Origin of the sequence: Pseudomonas sp. NFX1 (genome assembly GCF_051123555.1) — a bacterium.
GTDB lineage: Bacteria > Pseudomonadota > Gammaproteobacteria > Pseudomonadales > Pseudomonadaceae > Aquipseudomonas > Aquipseudomonas capeferrum.
On record NZ_CP169366.1, the window covers coordinates 1,627,350 to 1,649,334 of the forward strand.

General features: G+C 61.1%; 15 protein-coding genes and 1 pseudogene. 12 read left to right on the plus strand and 4 right to left on the minus strand.

Annotated elements, in window-relative coordinates; translation table 11 throughout:
* Positions 1 to 34: 34 nt before the first annotated feature.
* The 4 genes from DJ563_RS07030 to DJ563_RS07045 all read right to left on the minus strand — a co-directional run bounded on the left by DJ563_RS07030 (position 35) and on the right by DJ563_RS07045 (position 5,027).
* Complete coding sequence (locus tag DJ563_RS07030; RefSeq protein WP_434519127.1) at positions 35 to 1,057, minus strand: LacI family DNA-binding transcriptional regulator; 1,023 nt, start codon at positions 1,055 to 1,057, stop codon at positions 35 to 37.
* A gap of 136 nt (positions 1,058 to 1,193) precedes the next feature.
* Positions 1,194 to 2,486, minus strand: a complete 1,293-nt coding sequence (locus tag DJ563_RS07035; RefSeq protein ID WP_274099733.1) for a cytochrome c — start codon at positions 2,484 to 2,486, stop codon at positions 1,194 to 1,196.
* A gap of 12 nt (positions 2,487 to 2,498) precedes the next feature.
* The gene (locus DJ563_RS07040) at positions 2,499 to 4,283 is read right to left on the minus strand and encodes a GMC family oxidoreductase (protein ID WP_434519128.1); all 1,785 of its coding nucleotides are present in this window, start codon (positions 4,281 to 4,283) and stop codon (positions 2,499 to 2,501) included.
* Between the two features lie 3 nt (positions 4,284 to 4,286).
* Positions 4,287 to 5,027, minus strand: coding sequence for a gluconate 2-dehydrogenase subunit 3 family protein (locus DJ563_RS07045; RefSeq protein ID WP_434519129.1), 741 nt, complete (start codon positions 5,025 to 5,027; stop codon positions 4,287 to 4,289).
* Positions 5,028 to 5,445: 418 nt separating this feature from the next.
* On the opposite strand from DJ563_RS07045, the gene DJ563_RS07050 reads away from it, so the two are divergent.
* From DJ563_RS07050 to DJ563_RS07105, 12 genes and pseudogenes are all read left to right on the plus strand, one after another.
* Entirely contained in the window at positions 5,446 to 7,620 is a 2,175-nt protein-coding gene (locus DJ563_RS07050; RefSeq protein ID WP_434519130.1) for a type VI secretion system Vgr family protein, read from the plus strand.
* Complete coding sequence (locus DJ563_RS07055) at positions 7,620 to 8,498, plus strand: DUF4123 domain-containing protein (protein WP_434519131.1); 879 nt, start codon at positions 7,620 to 7,622, stop codon at positions 8,496 to 8,498. The genes DJ563_RS07050 and DJ563_RS07055 overlap by 1 nt, the downstream gene beginning before the upstream one ends.
* An 11-nt stretch (positions 8,499 to 8,509) precedes the next feature.
* Positions 8,510 to 11,182: a T6SS effector BTH_I2691 family protein gene (locus DJ563_RS07060; RefSeq protein WP_434519132.1), complete on the plus strand. Its 2,673-nt coding sequence runs from the start codon at positions 8,510 to 8,512 to the stop codon at positions 11,180 to 11,182.
* Positions 11,182 to 12,318 (plus strand): DUF6708 domain-containing protein, encoded by a 1,137-nt coding sequence (locus tag DJ563_RS07065; protein WP_434519133.1) that lies wholly within the window; start codon positions 11,182 to 11,184, stop codon positions 12,316 to 12,318. Before DJ563_RS07060 ends, DJ563_RS07065 begins: the two co-directional genes overlap by 1 nt.
* 291 nt (positions 12,319 to 12,609) lie before the next feature.
* A pseudogene (locus DJ563_RS07070) lies at positions 12,610 to 13,839 on the plus strand (T6SS effector BTH_I2691 family protein); the annotation flags it as partial.
* Positions 13,839 to 14,975, plus strand: coding sequence for a DUF6708 domain-containing protein (locus tag DJ563_RS07075; RefSeq protein ID WP_434519134.1), 1,137 nt, complete (start codon positions 13,839 to 13,841; stop codon positions 14,973 to 14,975). The pseudogene DJ563_RS07070 and the gene DJ563_RS07075, both read left to right, overlap by 1 nt.
* A gap of 234 nt (positions 14,976 to 15,209) precedes the next feature.
* Positions 15,210 to 16,538, plus strand: coding sequence for a hypothetical protein (locus DJ563_RS07080; protein WP_434519135.1), 1,329 nt, complete (start codon positions 15,210 to 15,212; stop codon positions 16,536 to 16,538).
* A gap of 32 nt (positions 16,539 to 16,570) precedes the next feature.
* Positions 16,571 to 18,802 (plus strand): Ig-like domain-containing protein, encoded by a 2,232-nt coding sequence (locus DJ563_RS07085; protein WP_274097875.1) that lies wholly within the window; start codon positions 16,571 to 16,573, stop codon positions 18,800 to 18,802.
* A gap of 16 nt (positions 18,803 to 18,818) precedes the next feature.
* A complete protein-coding gene (locus DJ563_RS07090) occupies positions 18,819 to 19,292 on the plus strand; it encodes a curlin (protein WP_033697986.1) in 474 nt (157 codons plus the stop codon).
* 16 nt (positions 19,293 to 19,308) lie between these two features.
* A complete protein-coding gene (locus tag DJ563_RS07095) occupies positions 19,309 to 20,754 on the plus strand; it encodes a curlin (protein WP_274097874.1) in 1,446 nt (481 codons plus the stop codon).
* A 134-nt stretch (positions 20,755 to 20,888) separates the two neighbouring features.
* Entirely contained in the window at positions 20,889 to 21,533 is a 645-nt protein-coding gene (gene alkB / locus DJ563_RS07100; RefSeq protein ID WP_274097873.1) for a DNA oxidative demethylase AlkB, read from the plus strand.
* Positions 21,534 to 21,644: 111 nt separating this feature from the next.
* Positions 21,645 to 21,932 (plus strand): hypothetical protein, encoded by a 288-nt coding sequence (locus tag DJ563_RS07105; protein ID WP_274097872.1) that lies wholly within the window; start codon positions 21,645 to 21,647, stop codon positions 21,930 to 21,932.
* Positions 21,933 to 21,985: the final 53 nt, after the last annotated feature.

The following is a 21,985-nucleotide window of genomic DNA, read 5'->3' on the forward strand; positions in this document are numbered from 1 at the left end:
TTTCGGCACGGCCTAACCGCCACGTGCCTGTGGTTCATTCGCGTGAGTGTGTTGAGCCTCGGATGATCAAGTCGGCTTTGAAGTCGATACGTCGGGGTGTCCCGCTTTCGCCGCGCAGGCGGTCGAGCAGGCAGTTGAAGGCGGCCACGCCAATTCGCCCGGTGGGCTGGGCCAATGCGGTGATGCCGCTACCGACCAAGGGGTACCAGTCCAGTTCGTCGAGGGCGATCAGGCCGACGTCCTCGAACAAGCTGCAACCCGAGTCGTGCAGGGCGCGGGTAACGGCCAGCGTGGCCACGCCGTTGCAGGTGAAGATGGCCTGCGGACCATGGCCGCTGGCCGCAAGAAACGAAGCCAGGCCGGCTCCCAGGTCTGGGGTGACTTCCAGCACCTGGTGGCGCATCCCTGAACGCCGGCTGATGGACGCACCGAACGCCTGCACCCGCTCAACACGCGAGCTGGTGCCGTCGAGGGGTTCGGTGACTGCCAGAATGTCGCGGTAGCCCTGCGCCTGCAGGTGGTCCAGGGCTTGTTCGACGGCATCGGCATTGTCCAGCCCGACCAGGTCGACCTCGAGTTCAGGTAATTGACGGTCGACAAGGACCATGGGGATTTCGCGCTGCAGGTTGAGCAGTTCGCCGGGATGATGGCCGAGGGTGTTCACGATCAACCCCTCGACGTTGTAAGACTGCAGGGCCACCAGGTGATGGCGCTCCTGCTCGTCGTCGCGGTTGGTGTTGCACACCACCAGGCTGTAGCCGTGCTGGCGGCAGGCGGTTTCGACGCCATGCATCACCGCCACCGAATAAGGGTTGAGGATGTCCGCCACCAACATGCCGATCAGCCGGGTCTGGCCGCGCTTCAGGCCCCTGGCCATCTGGTTGGGGCGATAGCCGAGGCGCTCGATGACCTCTGCCAGGCGCTTGGCGGTGGCCTCGGCCAGCAACTGGCGATCACCCCCGATGTAGCGCGAGACGGTGGCTTTGGATACGCCGGCGACTCGGGCTACTTCGCTGATGGTCACCCGCTCGCGGGCATTGGCAGGCATGTCGGTCATCGGTGTCCCTTGTGATTATTGTCGGTGACGGTATGAAACCGGTTTCAATACATCAAAACCGGCGCATTTAGTCACCTACCGTTCGTCGGGATTTACCTTGAGCCAAGCGGGGCGCAGAGCGCCCCCCCCCTGAGGGTTAATGGGTTGTCACCTGCCCAAGGTCATCCCCAGACGTATGCTTCATGTCATCGGTCCGCAACTTGGCGACCTCGCCCGCCTTCACCGCCCCACCCTGGTTCCCCCAGCTGGTGCGTATGAAACTGACCACATCCGCCACTTCCTGGTCACTCAACCGCCAACCGAACGCCGGCATGGTCAAGTTCGACGGGGCCGTGTGCGTGGCAGGCACCGTGCCGCCGGCCAGTACCACATGGATCAGCGAGGTCGCATCGGCCGTCTGCACCACCGGGTTGCCGGCCAATGCCGGGAATACCCGGGTATAGCCGTGGCCATCGGTACGGTGGCAGGCCGCGCAGTTATCGATGTACACCGACGCGCCGGGCTTGCTGTCATCGCCGTTCCAAAGCGCTTGTGCGACCTGCTTGTCATACACATGCGGCTTGTCGTCAGGATTGCTCGCGGGCAACGTCTTGAGGTAACGGGCAATGGCGGTGAGGTCTGCGTCGCTCATGTACTGCATGCTGTGCTCGACCACATCGCTCATGCCGCCGAACACGGCGCTGCGCTCGCTTCGGCCAGTCTTGAGGAACTGCACCAGTTGCGCTTCGCTCCAACTGCCCAGGCCATCCTTGTGGTCGCCGCGAAGGCTCTTGGCGATCCAGCCTTCAAGCGGGGCGCTGCCGGCCAGAAACTGCTCGCCATCCTGCGGGCTCAGCGCCTTTTCCTGCATGGTCAAGGCGCGCGGGGTATGGCAGGCGCCGCAGTGGCCAAGCCCCTCGACCAGGTAGGCACCGCGATTGACCACCGGGTCGGCAGCCGCCGAGGCCTGCCAGGCTTTCACTTCTGGGGCGAACAACCCGCGCCAGATCGCCAACGGCCAGCGCATGCTCAACGGCCATGGAATATCCGTCGCCTTATTGGGCTGGGCAACCGGCTCGACGCCTTGCATGAAGTAGGCATACAGCGCACGCATGTCTTCATCGTTGACGCGCGCATACGAGGGGTACGGCATGGCGGGGTACAAGGTGCTGCCGTCCTTGCCGACGCCACGGCGCACGGCCTGGTCGAAGTCTTCAAAACTGTAATGGCCGATACCGCTGGCGTCAGGGGTGATATTGGTCGAGTACACTGTGCCGATGGGGGTTTCCATGGGCAGCCCGCCTGCGAACGGCTTGCCGCCTTTGGCCGTGTGGCAGGCCACGCAGTCACCTGCGCGCGCCAGGTATTCGCCCTGTTTCACCAGCGTACTGTCAGCTTGAGCCGTCAGGCTTGCAGCGCACAGGGCCGTTGCGATCAACATTATCTTCATGCTCATCGCTCCTCAAGCCTGAACCAGTGGGCCAGGGTTTTTCAGGTACTGCTCGCGGATCGCGCGGGCAGACCAATACGTCAGGGCCGCCACCAGCCCGGTCGGGTTGTAACCCAACCCCTGCGGGAACGCAGACGCCCCCGGGACGAAGACGTTGGGCACGTCCCAGCTCTGCAGGTAACGGTTCAGTGCGCTGGTCTTGGGGTCGGTGCCCATGATCGCGCCGCCGTTGAGGTGAGTCGTCTGGTAGCTGGCGGTGTTGAAGTGTTCCTTGACCTTCTTGCCCAGCACGGCAATGGACTTGGGGTTCATCGCCTGGGCGACCTTGCTGAGTTTGTCGACCATGAACTGGTTCATCTTGATGTCGTTTTCCTGCCAGTCGAAGGTCATGCGCAGCAACGGTTGGCCGAAGGCATCGCGGTAGGTGGGGTCCAGGTCCAGGTAGTTGGCCCGGTACGACTGGTGCGCGCCATGTGCGTCCATCGACACCTGGTGGGTGTAGTAGTCGGCGGTGGCCTTTTTCCAGGCGCTGCCCCAGGCGGGCGTGCCGGGCGGGTTGGCGATGCCGGCGATCGGGCGGCTGCCGGCCTGGTTCACCCACATGGGCGAGCCGCCGACGAAACCATATGGCCCGTGGTCGAAGTTGTCTGCGTTGAAGTCATCGATCGCAATGCCGTTGCCGCCGGCGCCGATGAAGTTGTTGGTGTAGGTGTCCTTGTCGAAGAACGCCTTGACCGTACCCATGTTCTGATAGGCGAAGTTGCGCCCGACCACGCCTTCGTTCTTGAGCGGGTCGTACGGTTTGCCGATGCCCGACAGCAGCATCAGCCGCACGTTGTTGAACTGGAAGGCCGCGAGGATGACCAGGTCCGCCGGCTGCTCCACTTCCCGCCCTTGCGCGTCGATGTAGGTCACGCCGGTGGCGTTGCGTTTGCTGTCGTCCAGGTTCACCCGCAACACATGGGCATTGGCGCGCAGCTCGAAATTCGGTACCTGGCGCAGCGCCGGCAGGATGTTCACGTTGGGCGAGGCCTTGGAGTACATGTAGCAGACGTAGCCACTGCAGAAACCGCAGAAATTGCACGGCCCCATCTGCGCCCCGTAGGGGTTGGTGTAGGGCCCGGAGGTATTGGCCGAAGGCAGGTTGTACGGTTTGTAGCCCAGGCTGGTCGCGGCCTTTTCAAACAGTTTTGCCGACACCACGTTCTTCTGTGCGGGCAGCGGGAACGGGCTGGAGCGATCAGCGGCATAGGGGTTGCCGCCCTTCCCCGCGCCGACCACCGTACCGTTGACGGTCCAGGCCTGGCCCGAGGTGCCGAAGACCTTCTCGGCAAAGTCGAAGTACGGCTCAAGCTCCTGATACGTGACGCCGAAGTCCTGAATGATCATGTCTTCGGGGATGAACGCCTTGCCGTAGCGTTCTTCGTAGTGGCTGCGCATGCGCAGCTCGATCGGGTCTACCCGAAAATGCACACCAGACCAGTGCAGGCCCGCGCCACCTACGCCCTTGCCTGGCAAGAACGCGCCCAGCTGGCGGTTGGGCAACGCGACATCGTTGACGCTGTGGCGGATGGTGACGGTCTCTTTCGACACATCGACGAACAGCTTCTTGCGCACGCTGTAGGTGAGTTCATCGATCACCTGCGGGTAGCTGCCCTCGGGGTAGGTATCCTGCATCGGGCCACGTTCCAGGGCAACGACCTGCAGCCCTGCTTCGGTAAGCTCCTTGGCCATAATCGCGCCGGCCCAGCCGAAACCGACGATCACAGCATCAACTTTCTTCAACACATTCGCCATGGTTCAGGCCCTCTCGCCGCGGATGGACACAGCCGGGAACGGATACGGCTCATTGCGCTCGACCCAGTCCATGAAGTCGGCCCGAGCACCGGGGAAACCGATCTGGGTCCAGCCCACCATGCCTTTGTTGCCGCCGTGAATCGGGTCGCAGAAGAACCCTTCGCGGGTGTTCTGCACCAGCAAGCTGAAAAACAGCTTGGCCGGAATGGCGTCGAAAACCAGCTCACCGGCTTCCACCTTGGCGAGAATACGGTCCCGGGTAGCGCTATCTTGCGCAGCAAAAACGTGTCCGGAGTTGGCTTTGCACCAGTCATCCACGGCGGCGATGCCCAGGCGATAGATCTGTTGCGGGCTGAGTTGCAACTGATAACCCAACTCTGGGGCGGCGTCGGCATTGAACGGCCCCTGCATGTACCACTGCGCGCCGGTTGCATACGGGGTATTCATCTGGCGGTCGATGAATTCGGCGGCGCCGGCCTCAAGCGCGCCAGGGCCAAGCTCATCGGCGGGGATGATGCGGGCAACAGCGGCTTGCAGAAACGCCCACTCCTCGGCGGTGAAAAAGGTCGGCTGGTAGTGCCCCGCCGGCGGCGTGGCAGGCACTTTGGGTGCGTGCTGCGGGGCCGCAAGCAACTGGCTGGCACCCACGCCCAGCCCGGTGCTGGCGACGGTCACGACGGGTATCAGGGTCAAGGTCTTGCGCAGGAAGTCCCTGCGTGGGTTATCGGGGGCATGCTCAGGCATTACGAATCCTCATCGGCTTGGGGGCGGCCTTGAAACGAACCGTCTGATGTTCAATGTGGGGGGTGATCTTGATAGGCCATCAAGAAGACAGCCGAATAATCTAACGCGTTCAGAAATGTTTTGAAACCGGTTTCATGCTTGACTTTCTGGCCACAGCTAAAGCCAAGCTGCGGGAATCCGTGGCTCGCCAAGGTTTTTCACACCCGGCACTTTAAAGCACCCACGGCCTTCTCTAGCTGCAACCAATAGTTTCCTAGCAAAGTAAAAAACGAAACTTCCTACAACTGTTTAGGACGCTCAATACTCTCCAGTGAACTGATTCCTCGTTAGTGTTCAGGCTCCAGCTAAACGCTTACGTCTGATCGCACGGGTGGCCCATGCCCTTTGCAGACGCTGCCTGACTTTCGAGGGAATCCGCATGCCCAGCCAGTCCGACTTTTACTTCACCTTCCAGCCGCTGGCTGGTCAGAGTGAATTCGAAGTGGTTTCGTTCGAGCTCAACGAAGCGATAAGTACACCCTACCAGCTCAACCTGGAGCTGATCAGCTTCGACGATGAAGTCGATTTCGGCCAACTGCTCGACAAACCTGTGCTGTTTACCATTTGGCGTGGGGAGCGCGCGCTGCGCTACGTGCACGGCCTGGTCAGCACCTTCAGCCAAGGCGACACAGGTTTTTGCCGTACACGTTATCGCGCCTTGGTCGAACCCATGCTGGCGCGCGCCGGGCTGCGCTCCAACTGGCGCATCTTCCAGCAGAAGACCGTGCCGCAAATACTTGAAATCATGCTTAAGCGCCAAGGCATCCTTCATTTTCAGCTGAACAGCAGCGGCGAGCATCAAGTACGCGAGTTCTGCGTGCAAGCCGGTGAAACCGATCTCGCTTTCATCGCCCGCCTGGCTGCCGAAGAAGGGTTCGTCTACCGCTTCGAGCACACGCCGAAGCAACACATGCTGCTCTTCACCGACCGCTTGCTGTGGCTGGGGCAGATCAGCCGTGGTGTCATCCAGCGCGATGACGACGAAGGCTTCGATGACGACGACATCGACCCCAATCAGGTGCTGTACCGTTCCAACCGGGGGGGTGACCAGGCGATGCCTTGCCTGCACCGGTTGCGCTACAGCGAGCAGGTGCGTACTGCGCGCCAGGTGCAACGGGATTACACCTTCACCAACCCGGCCTACCGGCAGGAGCATCGCGCAGACGCCAGTGACCTGAAACATCAATCTACAGCGTACGAGTACTTCGACTACCCCGGCCGCTACAAGCGTGACGCTGTCGGCGTGCCCTTCACGGCCACCCGGATCACCGCTCTGCGCCATGATGCCCGCATTGCCGAAGTGGAAGGCGATGATGTGCGCCTGCAACCGGGGCTGAGTTTCACCCTGATCGAGCACCCTCGGGACGACTTGAACGTGCACTGGCGTGTGATCAACGTGCACCATGAAGGTACCCAGTTTACCAGCCTGCAGGAGGAAGCCGCGGGCGCCCAGCAAGGTACTCGTTACTCGCAGGCCGCAGTGCTGGTGCCGGGCAGAGCCGAGTGGCGCCCGGCGCCGCTGGCCAAGCCGCGCATCGACGGCCCGCATATGGCAACCGTCGTCGGCCCGCCTGGCGAGGAGATCTATTGCGATTCGTGGGGCCGGGTCAAGGTCAGCTTCCCCTGGGACCGGGAGAGCGAGAACAATGAATTCAGCTCCTGCTGGGTGCGGGTTTCGCAAGGCTGGGCCGGTGGTAGCTGGGGCTCGATGGCCATCCCACGTATCGGCCAGGACGTGATCATCCAGTATGTCAACGCCGACCCGGACCAGCCGATGATCACCGGCCGTACCTACTGCGGCAATCAGCTTCCGCCCTACGACCTGCCCGAACACAAGACGCGCATGACCATCAAGAGCCAGACCCACAAGGGCGGTGGTTACAACGAGCTGCGCTTCGAAGACGAACTGGGCCGACAAGAAGTGTTCATCCACGCAGAACGGGACCAGAACAACGTTGTAAAGCACAACGAAACCACGCAGGTCGGCAACGATCGCGCCGAACGCGTGGAGCAAGACGAAACGATTTCGATTGGCCGGGACCGCCGGGAAGATGTCGCCCAAGACGAGTCACTCAGCATTGGCCAGAACCGCGTACACGAAATTGGCAATGACGACAGCCTGTCAATCGGCCGAACCCATACCATCGTCACAGGGCAGGACCGGATCGAGAAAGTTGGCAATCACCGCCAGGACTTCACCAAAGCCAACCACACGGTAGAGATCGGTGGCCACCTCGAACAAGTGGTGGCAGGTCATAACCTATTGCAAACCGGGGAAGCCATCCGGCACACCACCAAGGTGTACGACATACAGGTCAGCGAGAGCCTCACAATCAGAAGCCCGGGCGGGCTGCTGCGGATCGATGGGGCCGGTGTGACGTTGGATGGCGTGGCACTCGCGTTCAGAGGGCCGGTCAGCCAGCAGGCAGTGGGCAGCCAACGTACAACTTCGACCGCCGGCATACCGGAGCCCGGCGAGCCCATTTGCCTCAGCTGCATGCTGAAAGCGATCGCGGACGGCCACAACATGATCCGCATGGGGGGCACCCACTGATGCCGAGCCCTTTCGTCAGAGCACTGGTCGAGGTACTGAGAACCTCCGATCGGTATCGCCTGAGCGCCATTGTCGAAATGGCCGATCTTTCACCTCAAATTCGTGAAGAGCTGACCGAGTATTACTCGGGGCGCTGCTGGCCACTGTTGCAGCAAGCTCAATTCAGCAACTTGCGAGCAGTAGGGCCCTGGCTATTCGGTTCGCGCCCCGGTTCTGATGTCTCAGCCCAATACGACTTTCAATGGCAGCTCGAACAAGGCGCAGTGGGTGCGGTATGCGGCTGGATAGTCAGCGCGTTGCCACCTGGCCTGCTCGCCCGACACTTGAGCCAGGCCAACATCGTCACCGGTGCAGATGGCCACGCTTACCTTATGCGCTACCACACCGCTGCAGCCCTTGGCGTGCTGGCTGCACACCGCCAGTTGCCTGGGGTCAGCGAGTGGTTGGCGCCTATCTATCACTGGTGGGCACCCGTGGCGGACCCGCACAAAACACTGTGGTTGAAGATAGCCGGCGGCAACCAAGCGCCACCTGCACACATCACGCCCATCACGCTGGACGATAACTGCTGGGCTGCATTGGCGGGAGACCCACTGAGCTACCAACTTGCCGAGATACTGAAGGGCGAGCAGTCGTGCCCCACCTTGGCCGCTGCTTGCCACGGCACACGGGTTGGCCTGATCCAGCACTATCTCGATCAGGCACGTGAGCAAGGCCTGGACCGTGAGGAGGACCTCATCACCTATGTACTGATGACGGCGCGCGACGGTGAACAGCTGAGCACATCACCGTCCTGGCAGGAAGCAATCGCTGCGACACGCGAGCAGCGGACCGCCCTTATCGACAACGTGCAGCAATACCTGCGCACCAAGGCCTGAGGCACACCCCCATGGACTCGCTCACCCAAACGCTCGAACTGTGCAGACGTGTTACAGCCGGCTACCGCCCGGCACTACGTAACAGCCCTGTCGCCGATTGCACACGCCGCTTCGAACTGCTACCCCTGCGCTATGCCGCTGTCGGCGGCAACTCGGCACAGCGCGCCCGCTTGCCCAAGTTGCCAGGCTATCTCAGCCCCTTTCAGGATGTAGGTGAACTGACCCACTCCAGCTATGCCATCCGCCCGCTGCGCGAAGGCTTTCTCTACTTGCTGATCAAACGCTACAGCGCGCCGGCCTACGAATGGCACAGCCAGTACCGCGTAGCGCCCAATGGTTCACTGCTGTACATCAACGCCGACGCCCCTTGGGAGCCTGCCCCCAGCACAGGCAACCTGGACGAAATCCTGAGCGCCTTCGGTTGGACCATCACCCTCTACGACCTGGACGACATCCAGGAACTGCGCCCGTTGTTCAGCCCCTCCCCGCTCACACCGCGCATGCTCGACAACTACCGCGTGCTGGAAGACGAGTATCGCAACAGCCTGCCCTCCATCGATATCGCCCGCTTCATCCAGCCTTCGGATGCACCGCCTCAGCCAAACGTACTCAAGCACGATCAACTGGGCTGGGTGGCTGACTTCAAGGCGCAAGACGATGCACAGCTGCAGGCGCTGCTGGACCTGCAGCCGTTCAACAACGACCAGATCGTATCGCCGCATGCCTCACGGCACGCCCTGGCGCCGCTTATGAATCAAACCAAACCCCGTGGCGCCGCCATCGTGATCGAAGACGCCATCGGCATCACTCAGGAGCTCAATGCCTGGCGTAACGCCGCCGTCGACGAGGTGAAGACGACATGGCTGCAGCGCACCGTGGAACCTGGCGTGGACAACGAGCGCAAATTGCTGGTCGCGCAGTCGTTCCTGGAAATAGAAAAGCTCTACCCGCAGATGGTGGCTGAGAAGATTATCAAGCAAGAGGTCATGGCCGAGACTGTGCGCAAGCAGCCGATGACGCCTGTGGACTTCTATGGATTTACCGATCACGCCCGCCAGCAGGCCGACGCCCATGACGAACGCATCAAACCTCATCTCGCGCAGTTCGAGCGCGAAGTCCGCGCCAAAGTCCAGGCCCGTCAGGATGCTGGCGAATTCAGCAAGAAGTTCGACGAGAAATACGGCCATCTGGTCGACCGCCAGGCCATGCACGATCAGCTCGAAGGCTTCGAGCAGGCGATGCAGCAGGCCCAGCAGGCTGCTCAGGACCGCGCCGAGGACCATGCCTACTGGGTGACAAGCGAGCGTTTGCTACAAACGCTGGACCGCTACGACAACGCCGACCTGATCAATGGCTTGGCCTTTGCCGAACAGACCGGCCAGTGCGTGATCGGCATGGAGCTCAGCGAACTGGGCACGGCCATCCTTGACCATTGGTGGCGCAGCGATGTGGCGGACCGCTGCAACCTGGCGATGCGCGGCATCACCTATAACCAGGACGACATCCGGGAAGCGCTAGCAGCGTTGCAGGAAGCAGCCAAGGCCGAACCGCCGGCAGAGACATCGTTCGTGTTGCGTGAAGCGCTCGCCCGCCAAGCGCATATCGCGGCGAACGCCTTCGGGCGCATCAATACGCTGTATGAAGAGCTACAGAGCAGGAACAGCACTGCCAGCATCGGTTTGTATGCCTGGTACGTCGCGCTGGGACGGCAGGTGCTGCGTACCGGGTCACCAAACAGCATGGACCGCGCCCTGCACCATGGGCTGCGCCTCACATTGTTTGCCTCGGTGCATGAAGCGGCTGTCGACATTCGCCTGGGCGACGCTGCTCGCAGTGGGCAACCACTGAATGCACAGCGCAGCGGTGCTCAGGTTGCACGCTATCTGGATCAGGCCTGGGCTGAAGGGCTGATGCAGGCCAACAGCAGTGATTTCTACAAAGTGCGTGTCTCCGGGCTGGTTTGCCTACTGGAAGGAATGCTGATGGCATTCAAGGCACGAGAGCTGCCCGACAGTGATGCGCGGGTGAAGACCGAGCTTCTGGCAGCGGCCATGACCACGGCGGCGGCCGGGTTTGAAATTGGCGCCAGCTATGTGGACCAGGTGGTGGAGAGGTATGGCGCGAATAGCGTGACCGGGAGAGGCGCTGCGGCGACGTTGGGGAGGTTGAAGCTTTGGGGGGCTGGGTTGGCGGGCATGGGAGGGCTGGTATTGGCGTGGTGGGATTTCGCCGATGCGGCTGAACATTTTAACTATCGTCAAGACGATCTTAACGGGAAAAGCACAACAAAGCCCCAAGTTTTGGCCCCCGCTTATGCATTGAGATCCCTGGCAACTATTACACTTTCTTTCGCAGAAGCAGGAGCAGCCATCGCAATCGCCAAACCTTTTTTTGACTATCTATCTCACAACGCCAAAACTAAACTTGTACGAATGCTGGCCTCATCAATGGGAGTGCTTGCAAAAAAATTGGGTGCACAAGCCGCTCGCCTCCTACTAGCGCGTTTGGTACTGGGAGCTTTTTGGATAGGTCTCGCCCTGACGATAGTGGTTTATCTTTTTGAAGACGATGCTTTGGGAAAGTGGTGCAAACGCAGCTGCTTCCGGATCGGAAAAAATTCGAAACTCTTTGAGGAACCGGAAGAGTTGAGCGCTCTCCATGCAGCTTTCAGTGAGGTCTTATAATGTACTTGGTTGAATGGGGCTTCTGGCAGATGGCAACAGAGTCAGAGAACGCACGGAAGGCGTACGAAGCAGAGATGACACCTGCAGAAAGACGCTCTAGCCAAGATTATTATGAGGGCGACCTGGAAAAAGAAATACATTTCCAACAAGTCAGCGAAAAGCCTCACACACGCGGCCCTATTTTTGCTTTCAATAAGACATTTCTTGAAATGCGCTGTGGCGGCTCCGAAGACAAGCGAGGCCTTATTACCCTCATTACATTAGGCGGAATCTTACCCGGCATCATTGTTGGAATAGTCATTGCTGTAGGTTCTATTTGGCTGGACATCACCAGGCCCGGCCCAATCTCCTTTTTTGGAGTGGTACTTACAATTATCTTGGGGTTGGTTTCAGGAGCTGCATTATACTTCTATTCAAAATACGGCATAAAAATTAGCCGATTAGAAATACTGACCAGCCGCCATCTGCTCATCCGCTTCAACCGAATAACACAGCAAGTCCACCTGCATAGACCAAGCTATTGCGGCGGTATCGTCACATTTCCATGGAAAAGCACCGGAAGCACAGGTCTTGATCCAGCGGACGACCCGCTCAGCGTTGGAATGAGACTTGGCCTGATCTGGCACCCCAGCCGCACCGGCCTCCCCCATATGGAAATGGCCCTGCTCGGCAAACAAGGTCAGGGCGGCAGCGAACTCCGTGATGAATGGGAATTCATCCGCCGCTACATGGAAGAAGGCCCTCACGCCGTCCCCCGCCCCCGTCTGAGCACTCAACTGCCCTCACCCATTCAGGCATTCAGCGCCCAGTTCGAAGGCCTTGGCCGTTTCTTCCGCAAAAGCAGTTGGCTGTTCAAACTCGCAATGCTCATGGTCTGGCCCGCTTTCGTCATCATCGGCACCGCGCACTGGGTCAGCCTGCTGCTGTGCTGGCGACCCCGCTGGCCGAAGGTGATCCGTGAGGCCGGTTTGCCGGGTAAACCAGTACCTTCACCCACTACCTTGAGTGACTACCCGCCCGAAATCCAAGAGCGACTGCTTGCCAATGCCGATCGCTGGCAGCTCAAACCTGGCAAGCGCCCAGAGAAAAAGCCACGTAAACCGCGTACGCCCAGAGCGCGAAAAATATCGACATAAAAGCTCACGCGAGCAGCGGACCGCGCTTATCGACAACGTGCAGCAATGCCTGCGCACCAAGGCCTGAGGCACACCCCCATGGACTCGCTCACCCGAACGCTCGAACTGTGCAGACGTGTTACAGCCGGCTACCGCCCAGCACTACGTAACAGCCCTGTCGCTGATTGCACACGCCGTTTCGAACTGCTGCCCCTGCGCTATGCCGCTGTCGGCGGCAACTCGGCACAGCGCGCCCGCTTGCCCAAGTTGCCAGGCTATCTCAGCCCCTTTCAGGATGTGGGTGAACTGACCCGCTCCAGCTATGCCATCCGCCCGCTGCGCGAAGGCTTTCTCTACCTGCAGGACGACATCCGGAAAGCGCTAGCAGCGTTGCAGGAAGCAGCCAAGGCCGAACCGCCGGCAGAGACATCGTTCGTGTTGCGTGAAGCGCTCGCCCGCCAAGCGCATATCGCGGCGAACGCCTTCGGGCGAATCAATACGCTGTATGAAGAGCTACAGAGCAGGAACAGCACTGCCAGCATCGGTTTGTATGCCTGGTACGTCGCGCTGGGACGGCAGGTGCTGCGTACCGGGTCACCAAACAGCATGGACCGCGCCCTGCACCATGGGCTGCGCCTCACATTGTTTGCCTCGGTGCATGAAGCGGCTGTCGACATTCGCCTGGGCGACGCTGCTCGCAGTGGGCAACCACTGAATGCACAGCGCAGCGGTGCTCAGGTTGCACGCTATCTGGATCAGGCCTGGGCTGAAGGGCTGATGCAGGCCAACAGCAGTGATTTCTACAAAGTGCGTGTCTCCGGGCTGGTTTGCCTACTGGAAGGAATGCTGATGGCATTCAAGGCACGAGAGCTGCCCGACAGTGATGCGCGGGTGAAGACCGAGCTTCTGGCAGCGGCCATGACCACGGCTGCGGCCGGGTTTGAAATTGGCGCCAGCTATGTGGACCAGGTGGTGGTGAGGTATGGCGCGAATAGCGTGACCGGGAGAGGCGCTGCGGCGACCTTGGGGAGGTTGAAGCTTTGGGGGGCTGGTCTGGCTGGGATGGGAGGCTTTGTGCTGGCGTGGTGGGATTTTGTAGATGCTAATAAGCATTTCCGTGAAGCACAGGGTAAAGCGTCAAGCGTTCAATCCCAAAGACTGGGTTACGCATACCGTACCCGAGGAGCCGCAACCATAGTACTGGCGCTGGCAGAAGCTGGAACAGCTATAGCATTAGCAAAACCCTTCTTCGACTATTTGTCCCTGAATAACCAGAACAAGACTCTACGGATTATTGGGCGCTCATTAGGGAGTGTTGCTTCACGACTAGGCACGCAGGCTGCACGTCTACTCCTGGCTCGATTAGTTTTAGGCACTTTCTGGCTGGGCTTGATCCTAACTGTATTAATCTACATATTTGAAGACGACGCATTGGAAAAGTGGTGCAAGCGGAGCAGCTACCGCTTAGAGAAAAACACCAAATCATATGATGAACAGGAAGAGCTAGCAGCGTTGTACTCAGCATTCAGCGAGGCCCTGTAATGTATATAATTGAATGGGGCTTGTGGCAAATGGCCATAGAGTCGGACGTCGCACGCAAGAAATTTGATGCCGAAAGAAGTGCGCCGGATAAACGTGCAGATAGGGATTTTTATGAGGGCGACTTCGAGAAAGAAACACACTTTCGCTCTGTCAGCGAAGCGCCAAAAGTGCGGGGGCCAGTCTTTACGCTCAACGATACCTATATGGAAATGCGTTGCGGGGGCTCAGAAGAAAAACGCGGACTAATTACATTGATGACCTTAGGGAGTTTGATTCCGATATTGTATACCGGGGTCACGATGACGCTTAGCTCAATTTATCTAAACATATTCTCACCTTACGATACCTCCCCACTAGACATTATCCTTGCCTTACTTATGAGTCTGATGGATGGCGCAATCATTTACTTCTACATAAGGTACGGCTTGCAATTTACACGCCTGGAAATGTTGACCAGCCGCCACTTACTTATTCGCTTCAATCGGAAAACTCAGCAAGTTCATCTTCATCGACCGCCTTCATGTGGTGGCATCGTAACATTTCCTTGGAGAACAACCGGAAGCACAGGTCTTGATCCAGAAGACGACTCGCTCAGCGTGGGAATGAGACTTGGCCTGATCTGGCACCCCAGCCACACCGGCCTTCCCCATATGGAAATGGCCCTGATCGGCAAGCAAGGCCAGGGCGGCAGCGAACTCCGTGATGAATGGGAATTCATCCGCCGCTACATGGAAGAAGGCCCTCACGCCGTCCCCCGCCCCCGACTGAGCACCCGGCTGCCTTCGCCCATCCAGGCATTCAGCGCCCAGTTCGAAGGCCTTGGCCGTTTCTTCCGCAAAAGCAGTTGGCTGTTCAAACTCGTAATGCTCATGGTCTGGCCCGCTTTCGTCATCATCGGCACCGCGCACTGGATCAGCCTGCTGCTGTGCTGGCGACCCCGCTGGCCGAAGGTGATCCGTGAGGCCGGTTTGCCCGGTAAACCAGTACCTTCACCCACTACCTTGAGTGACTACCCGCCCGAAATCCAAGAGCGCCTGCTCGCCAATGCCGATCGCTGGCAGCTCAAACCTGGCAAGCGCCCAGCGAAAAAGCCACGTAAACCGCGTACACCCAAAGCACCAAAATCGCCGATATAGAAGCGGGCTGCGCTCAAGCCGCACCGGCTCTCGGGAGTGGGTCGCAACCACCGGCCCAACCCCCAATGCTGGGGGTACGGGGCCCATAGGCAAGGTCCAGGAAAACCTGACGAAGGGTCTGCAGCCCTTGTGCCGCAAGGTCTGCAACCCAATGAGATCGTTTTGGCACGCCTATTGCCGATCTCCTGCCAGACGCCCCAAGTCCATGGGCCCGTTTGCAGGAGGAATTGACTCATGCACCGACCGATACCCCACCCGCTGGCAGTGGCGATTTTCGCCGGCATGCTCCAGCTCCCGGCGCAGGCTGCGTTGAACGCTGTCGACCCCGGTCCCTATAACCTTGGCAACGGCAACTTTGCAGGTTGGTACCAGGATAGCCACGGTCGTACCCTCGACCTGTGCCTGACCAAAGCGGTGAGTTCCAGGGCCGCCGGCGCGCCCGGTGCACCGGCGTACATGTGCACACTGCTGCCAACCCCCGGGGTGTTCGATGACACCCAACCCATCGCCTTCCCCACCAACTTCCCCGACGAGGCCTTCTGGTTTACCGCTGACGCCGCCATCGTCGACGCGGCACGCGGCATCGACCTGAGCTACGGCACGGCCATCGAGGCAGCGTTCGCCGCCGAAGAACCGGTCGAAGGCGATCAAGTCAGCTTCGCCCGGGTGCGGATCCGGGTTGATGTGCCGACGGCAGGTACCTACGTGGTCACCCACCCCTATGGTGTCGATGTGTTCGATGTACCGGCCGGCGGGCGTCGGGCAATCAACATGACCCGCGACATCGGCATCGCCGGTGCAGGCGACTTTACCGGTGCGCTCAAAGGCGATGTCGGCCCGTTCCTGCGCAGCGTAAACGGCCCTTACACCGAGGGCAGCGAACGCTTCATCGGCGACCCGAACCTGGAAGAGCGTGTGACCGGCAGCCCGTTCAACACCAACTTCGTGCGCATCGAAGGCCCCGGCGGCATCGACCTGCGTACCGAGCTGTTCTCGATCTCAGGCAAGCTCTCCAACGTCGCCCTGCCTACCCCGTTGATGCCGCTACGCACCACCTACTCGCGGCGTACCGAAAATGGCGACCTGCGCGCCCAGCAAGATGTGTTCGTCATGGCCCCGCCGCCGCCTGCGACCGTCACCCTGACCAGCCAGATTCCAAACCTGAGCCTGACCGAAGCCAACGGCACCGGTGCCTGGTATGCCCAGTCGGTTCTCAACCCAGCGGTGCCAACAACGCTGGTGCTGACCGCCGACAACAGTGTGGCCATCCCGACCAGCAGCCTGACCACAGCCAACCTGCCACTGACCGACCTGGTGACCATCACCCAGGCCGAATACCGCCTGTCCACCGGCCAGCTGACGCTGGTTGCCAGCACCAGTGATGAAACCAGCCCGCCGGTGCTGACCGCCCACACCGCCAACGGCACGTTGATCGGCAACCTCAGTGGCAACGGTGCGGTGAAGACATTGAGCACAACCCTTTCGCCTATTCCGCCGGCCAAGGTGCAAGTCACCAGCGCCAATGGTGGTAGCGACAGCGAAGACGTGGTGCTGGTGCCATGAACAGACAAAGGCTCAGCCTTCAAGGAGGCAGCATGAACACTTGGCCACGCCGTGCGCTGTTCGCCGCCGGTTTTTCCCTCACCGTCACCAGCGCCGCGTTTGCCGCGTTGTCCGATGTCGACCCAGGCCCGTACACCTTTGCCACTGGCGGTTATCCCATGTGGTACAAGGACGCCAACGACCTGTCGCTGGAGTTGTGCCAGTCGCGGGCAACCAGCACCCGAGCACCTGGTGGCCCCGGCGCCCCTGCCTACATGTGCACCCTGCTGCCCGAACCTGGCATCTATGACGATACCCTGCCGCTGGTATTCCCCGACAACTGGCCGCCAGAGATGTTCTGGTTCCTGGCCGAGACCGAGATACCGCAGGTAGGCAACAGTGGCTACGAGCTGGAAGTTTACGTCGCCGGCCTGGAAGCGGCGTTTGCCGCCGAGAACCCGGTGGACGGCGACCAGCAGAGCTTTGCCCGCATCCGAATCCGCGCCTCGGTGCCGCGCACAGGCGTCTACACCATTACCCACCCTTATGGGGTAGAGACGGTCAACGTCACCACGGCCGGCCGGCGGGCGATCAATATCACCCGCGACATCGGTATCGGCGCGCCAGGCAATTTCCGCGGGCCACTCAACGGTAACCTCGGGCCTTGGCTACGCGGCGTCGGCGGCCCCTATACCGCGGTCAACCCGGACACCGGCTCGACCGAAACCTTTATCGGCGACCCGAACATCACCGAAGCGGTGGTCGGCAGCCCCTTCAACACCAACTTCGTGCGCATCGAAGGCCCACCTGGCGCTATCCAGACCAATGCCTTCACGGTGTCCGGCAAAGTGCTCGATCAACGCGCGCAAACGCCCGTCACCCTGGAACGTGCCACCTACTCGCGCAACGGCGCCGGGACCCGTGTCGAGGTCTTTGCCAAAGCGCCCAACAATGCCAGCGTGTGCATGCGCAATGGCTTGGCATTGATCGGCTCACCGCCTTCGCCTTGCCAGTTCAGCCTGCTGCCGGACAACAACGGGCTGTTCTTCAGCCAGCAACTGAGCCAGGCTGCGCCGCCACCGGTGGTGGTGGTTACCGGCAGCAGCGCCACCGGCACCACACAGCCAACGGCGTTGTCGAGCAAGCTCAGCGATGTGGTCAAGGTAAGCACCGCACGCTACGACTGGGCCAATAAACGCCTGTTCATCGAAGCCCGCTCCAGTGACGAAGTGGCGATCCCTGACCTGGTGGCCCAAGGCTACGGACGGCTGTCCAAGTCCGGCACGCTGCAAAGCCTGACGGTCAACGATATTGCCCAGCCGCCTGCGACCGTCACGGTCAAGTCTGGCCATGGCGGCAGCGATGTCGAGCCTGTAGTGGTGGTCGGCAATGCGCCTGTCGAAGCCGCCAACCAGCCACCGCTGGCCCAGGCCGATATTGGCAGCACCAGTGTCGGGGTGCCGCTGAGCCTGAACCTGCTGCTGAACGACAGCGACCCGGACGGCAACGTACCGCTGACCATCAGCGACCTGACCCAACCGGGTACCGGCCTGGGCGGCGTAGTACTCAACGGCAGCACGTCGGTGACCTACACCCCGCCGGTCGGGGCCACGCAACCGCTGGTGGCCACCTTCAGCTATCGGGCCGTGGATGCCAAAGGCCTGAAGTCGGAACCGGCAACGGTTACGGTCAATGTCGCACCCAACCAGGCACCGACCGCAGCCGCTCAAACCGTCGCCACGCTCGGTGTAGCGCTCACCATCAACGCGCTGGCCGGCGCTACCGATCCAGAAGGCAATCTGCCCCTGGTGGTTGCCAGTGTGACCCAGCCGGCGGCAGGCAGAGGGACCGTCAGCACTGACGGCACCACTGTCACCTACACACCACCGGCGACCGTCACGACGGCCTTCACCACCACCTTCACCTACCAGGTGCGTGACGCGCTGGGGGCGCTGTCCAACAGCGCCACCGTCACCGTCAACGTGTCGCCACGCCCCGCCGCCGAGACCTTCGCGGTCACCGCAGCCACGGTCACGGCACGCTCCAACAACCGTTACAACTGGGACATCAGCGGCACCTCATCGGTGACCACCGGCAACGTCGTTACCGTGCGGGTCACCACCACCACTGGCGTGCAGACACTGGGCACCACCACGGTACCGGTCACCGGCCGCTGGCGCCTGGCCGTCAGCAACAGCACCACGGTGATCCCGAACGCCGCGCCGACGGCGACTATCACCACCAGCCCAGGCACCACCCGCACCGTCAACGTAGTCGTGCAGTGAAAGGCCGGAGAACGCCATGAAATGCCTGTATCCACTGCTGCTCTGCCTGGCCCTGGCGGGCCAGGCCAGGGGGGCCGAAGACCTGATGGACAACGCCGACCTTGCGCCCGGCAGTGATCTCGGCGACCCCGTGATCATCCGCCTGTTACCAGTCGGCGCCGGCCAGGCCGCGGTGATCGAACAGCAAGGCAACGGCAACCGCGCCGCCCTCGACCAGAACGGCCAGGCCCTGCTGGGCCGCATCGTCCAGGCCGGGGGCGCACAGGAGGCGTACATCCTGCAGGAAGGCAGTGACCTGATGGCCAGCATCAGCCAGCAGGGTAATGGCAACAGCGCGTCGATCCGCCAGAGCGGCAGCAGCAACAGCGCTGCCATCGACCAGATCGGCAACGACAACAGCGCCAGCATCGTGCAGTCCGGCACGGGCCTCAACAGCTCCGTGACCCAAGCCGGCAATGGCCAGCATGTTCAGATCACCCAATACCGATAGACCTGGAGGCACCACCATGTTCAAGCTCGCTCCCCTAAGTGCCGCTATCGTCCTGGCCCTTGCAGGTCAGGTCATGGCTGCCGACAGCACTTCGACGCAGACTCAGGACGGCAAGGAAAACATTGCCGAAGTGACCCAGACCCTCGCACCGTTCGCCTCGGCCACCCAGACCCAGACCGGCAAGGGCCACAACCACCTGGCAGTGCAGGCCGACAGCACCAGTGATATCCAGCAGAGCGCTACCGGCTCGTACAACGCGGGGTACGCCGAGCAACTGTTCGAAAACGGCAGCCAGATCACCCAGCAGGCCGGGGGCAGCTACAACGATGCCTTCGCCAGCCAGTCGCTGGGCGAAAACAACCAGGTCCTGCAGACCCAGCAAGGCAGCGAGAACCACTCGACCGTGTGGCAGGACACCCAGCTAGGCAGCCAAGTCACCACCCTGCAATCGGGCCAGCGCAACGAAGCCTTCGCCGAGCAGATGTTCGGCGGCAGCAACAACCAGAGCCTGATCATGCAGGCCGGCGCCGACAACTATGCCGCTGCCGAGCACCTGACCCACAACGACGGCAACATCCAGATCTACCAGGACGGCAAGGAGAACTGGGCCTACGGTGACCAGCGCGACGGCCAAGGCGGCACCATCGGCCTCAACCAGACCGGCACTGGCAACTCGGTGGAGGTATGGCAGGACACCCAGGTGGGCAGCCAGGCCAACGTCACTCAGACCGGCCAGCTCAACGAAGGCTACATCGACCAAAGTTTCGGCGAAGCCAACAAGGCCAGCCTCACGCAAAATGGCAAGGCCAACGCCAGCTGGTCGGATCAGTTCGAGAGCAACAACTCGACCACCACCATTTCGCAGAAGGGCAGCAACAACCTGCACTACACCTACCAGAACGGTGAAAACCTCAACCTGACCGTTACCACCCAAGGCAACGGCAACAAGATCACCGCCAGCAACTGGAAAGGCGACAAGATGGGCGGCCAGTTTGGTACCAACCAGACCGCCGTGATCAACCAGTACGGCAACGGCAACGGCGTCAACCTGACGCAGAATGGTGACAACCAGCTGGCCACGCTGAACCAGACCGGCAACAACAACGCGATGCAGACCAAGCAGGCCGACAGCAACAACGAGCTGTTCTTCGAGCAGAACGGCAGCGACAACATCCTCATCGCCGACCAGCGTGGCACCGACAACTATGCCTTCGGCAGCAGCGAAGGTACCGGCAACTCCATCACCTTGGACCAGTCCGGCTACAGCAACCAGAGCCACACCAATCAGCTCTACGGTAGCGGCAACGAGGTCACCATCAAACAGACCGACAGCGTCAACGCCGCCTACGTGACCCAGGGCGGCCAGGGCAACAAGGCATTCGTCGACCAGAGCGGTATGGCGCAAACCGCCACCATCAGCCAGCTGGGCAGCGCGAACACGGCCACTGTGACTCAAAAGTAAGCCCTTCCCCCTTGGACCGCGGTGCTCACTCTCCAGGGTGCCGCGGTTCCTTTTTGTTGCAGCGGGCTTGCCGCGAATAGGCCATGCACGCCAACAGCATTACAATGGTCAGCACCCCATTCGGTGCGCCCGTCATGATCCAGTCCGACCTCGACCTGTTCGGCCCCCAGCCGCAACGACTGGCCAGCCACACCGTGCTGCTGCCCGGTTTCGCCCTGGCCGAGCTCGAGGCCCTGCTCGACGCCCTGCGCCCAGTGCTGCGCGCCGCGCCGTTCCGGCACATGCAGACGCCAGGCGGCCTGCACATGGCCGTAGCGCTGACCAATTGCGGTGCGCTGGGTTGGGTCAGTGATGCGCAAGGCTACCGCTACACCTCCACCGACCCGCAAAGCGGCATGCCCTGGCCTGCGCTACCGCCCGTTCTGCTCAGCCTGGCAGGTCGAGCAGCCGCCATCGCAGGCTTCGACAATTTTGTCGCCGACGCCTGCCTGGTCAACCACTACCTGCCTGGTACCCGCCTGAGCTTGCACCAAGACCGCAACGAACAGGACTACGACCAGCCGATCGTGTCGATTTCACTGGGCTTGCCTGCGGTGTTCCTGTTGGGCGGGTTACAACGCGCGGACAAGACCCAGCGTGTACCGCTGAACCATGGCGATGTGCTGGTCTGGGGCGGTGAGGACCGCTTGCGCTTTCATGGGGTGCTGCCAATCAAACCTGGCGTGCATCCGCGCATGGGCGAACGGCGCATCAACCTGACCCTGCGCAAGGCGGGGTAATGGCGTAAAAACTTGAACATCTTCGCCGGCAAGGCTTCTAAAGATGAGCAGCGTCAGTCTTTTCTAGGAGCCCGACATGACCTACACGCCCTGCCATGGAGCTGCGCACCGATGAAAATGCCCGGCCGCTCTCCCAACGCCTCACTGCAGCTCGACTACGTACGCGATACGTTGTTCGGCCCTGTGGCGCAGAGCGTTGAATGCCAATGCCAGCTCGCCGCCATCAACCTGCAGGGCCGCCCTGCGCTGCGTTTGCACATCTGCCCGCCACTGCCTGACAAGGTCGACCGTGCCCACAGCGTGGCGTTCATCTGGGACGGCCGCAGTTACCGCGGCGTGGTGCGTGACCAAGGCAAGTGCGGCGATGGCGGGCTCAACCTGCTGCTGGAGTTGCAATAAGCCGATCAACGGCGGCCAAGTGGGCTGAACCTGCCGGCAACACCACGTCTCCA

What these genes read in the sequence shown, in the direction of transcription:
- DJ563_RS07030 (WP_434519127.1), bottom strand. Translation starts at nt 1,057, where the DNA reads ATGACCGACATGCCTGCCAATGCCCGCGAGCGGGTGACCATCAGCGAA.
- DJ563_RS07035 (WP_274099733.1), bottom strand. Translation starts at nt 2,486, where the DNA reads ATGAAGATAATGTTGATCGCAACGGCCCTGTGCGCTGCAAGCCTGACG.
- DJ563_RS07040 (WP_434519128.1), bottom strand. Translation starts at nt 4,283, where the DNA reads ATGGCGAATGTGTTGAAGAAAGTTGATGCTGTGATCGTCGGTTTCGGC.
- DJ563_RS07045 (WP_434519129.1), bottom strand. Translation starts at nt 5,027, where the DNA reads ATGCCTGAGCATGCCCCCGATAACCCACGCAGGGACTTCCTGCGCAAG.
- DJ563_RS07050 (WP_434519130.1), top strand. Translation starts at nt 5,446, where the DNA reads ATGCCCAGCCAGTCCGACTTTTACTTCACCTTCCAGCCGCTGGCTGGT.
- DJ563_RS07055 (WP_434519131.1), top strand. Translation starts at nt 7,620, where the DNA reads ATGCCGAGCCCTTTCGTCAGAGCACTGGTCGAGGTACTGAGAACCTCC.
- DJ563_RS07060 (WP_434519132.1), top strand. Translation starts at nt 8,510, where the DNA reads ATGGACTCGCTCACCCAAACGCTCGAACTGTGCAGACGTGTTACAGCC.
- DJ563_RS07065 (WP_434519133.1), top strand. Translation starts at nt 11,182, where the DNA reads ATGTACTTGGTTGAATGGGGCTTCTGGCAGATGGCAACAGAGTCAGAG.
- DJ563_RS07075 (WP_434519134.1), top strand. Translation starts at nt 13,839, where the DNA reads ATGTATATAATTGAATGGGGCTTGTGGCAAATGGCCATAGAGTCGGAC.
- DJ563_RS07080 (WP_434519135.1), top strand. Translation starts at nt 15,210, where the DNA reads ATGCACCGACCGATACCCCACCCGCTGGCAGTGGCGATTTTCGCCGGC.
- DJ563_RS07085 (WP_274097875.1), top strand. Translation starts at nt 16,571, where the DNA reads ATGAACACTTGGCCACGCCGTGCGCTGTTCGCCGCCGGTTTTTCCCTC.
- DJ563_RS07090 (WP_033697986.1), top strand. Translation starts at nt 18,819, where the DNA reads ATGAAATGCCTGTATCCACTGCTGCTCTGCCTGGCCCTGGCGGGCCAG.
- DJ563_RS07095 (WP_274097874.1), top strand. Translation starts at nt 19,309, where the DNA reads ATGTTCAAGCTCGCTCCCCTAAGTGCCGCTATCGTCCTGGCCCTTGCA.
- alkB (WP_274097873.1), top strand. Translation starts at nt 20,889, where the DNA reads ATGATCCAGTCCGACCTCGACCTGTTCGGCCCCCAGCCGCAACGACTG.
- DJ563_RS07105 (WP_274097872.1), top strand. Translation starts at nt 21,645, where the DNA reads ATGAAAATGCCCGGCCGCTCTCCCAACGCCTCACTGCAGCTCGACTAC.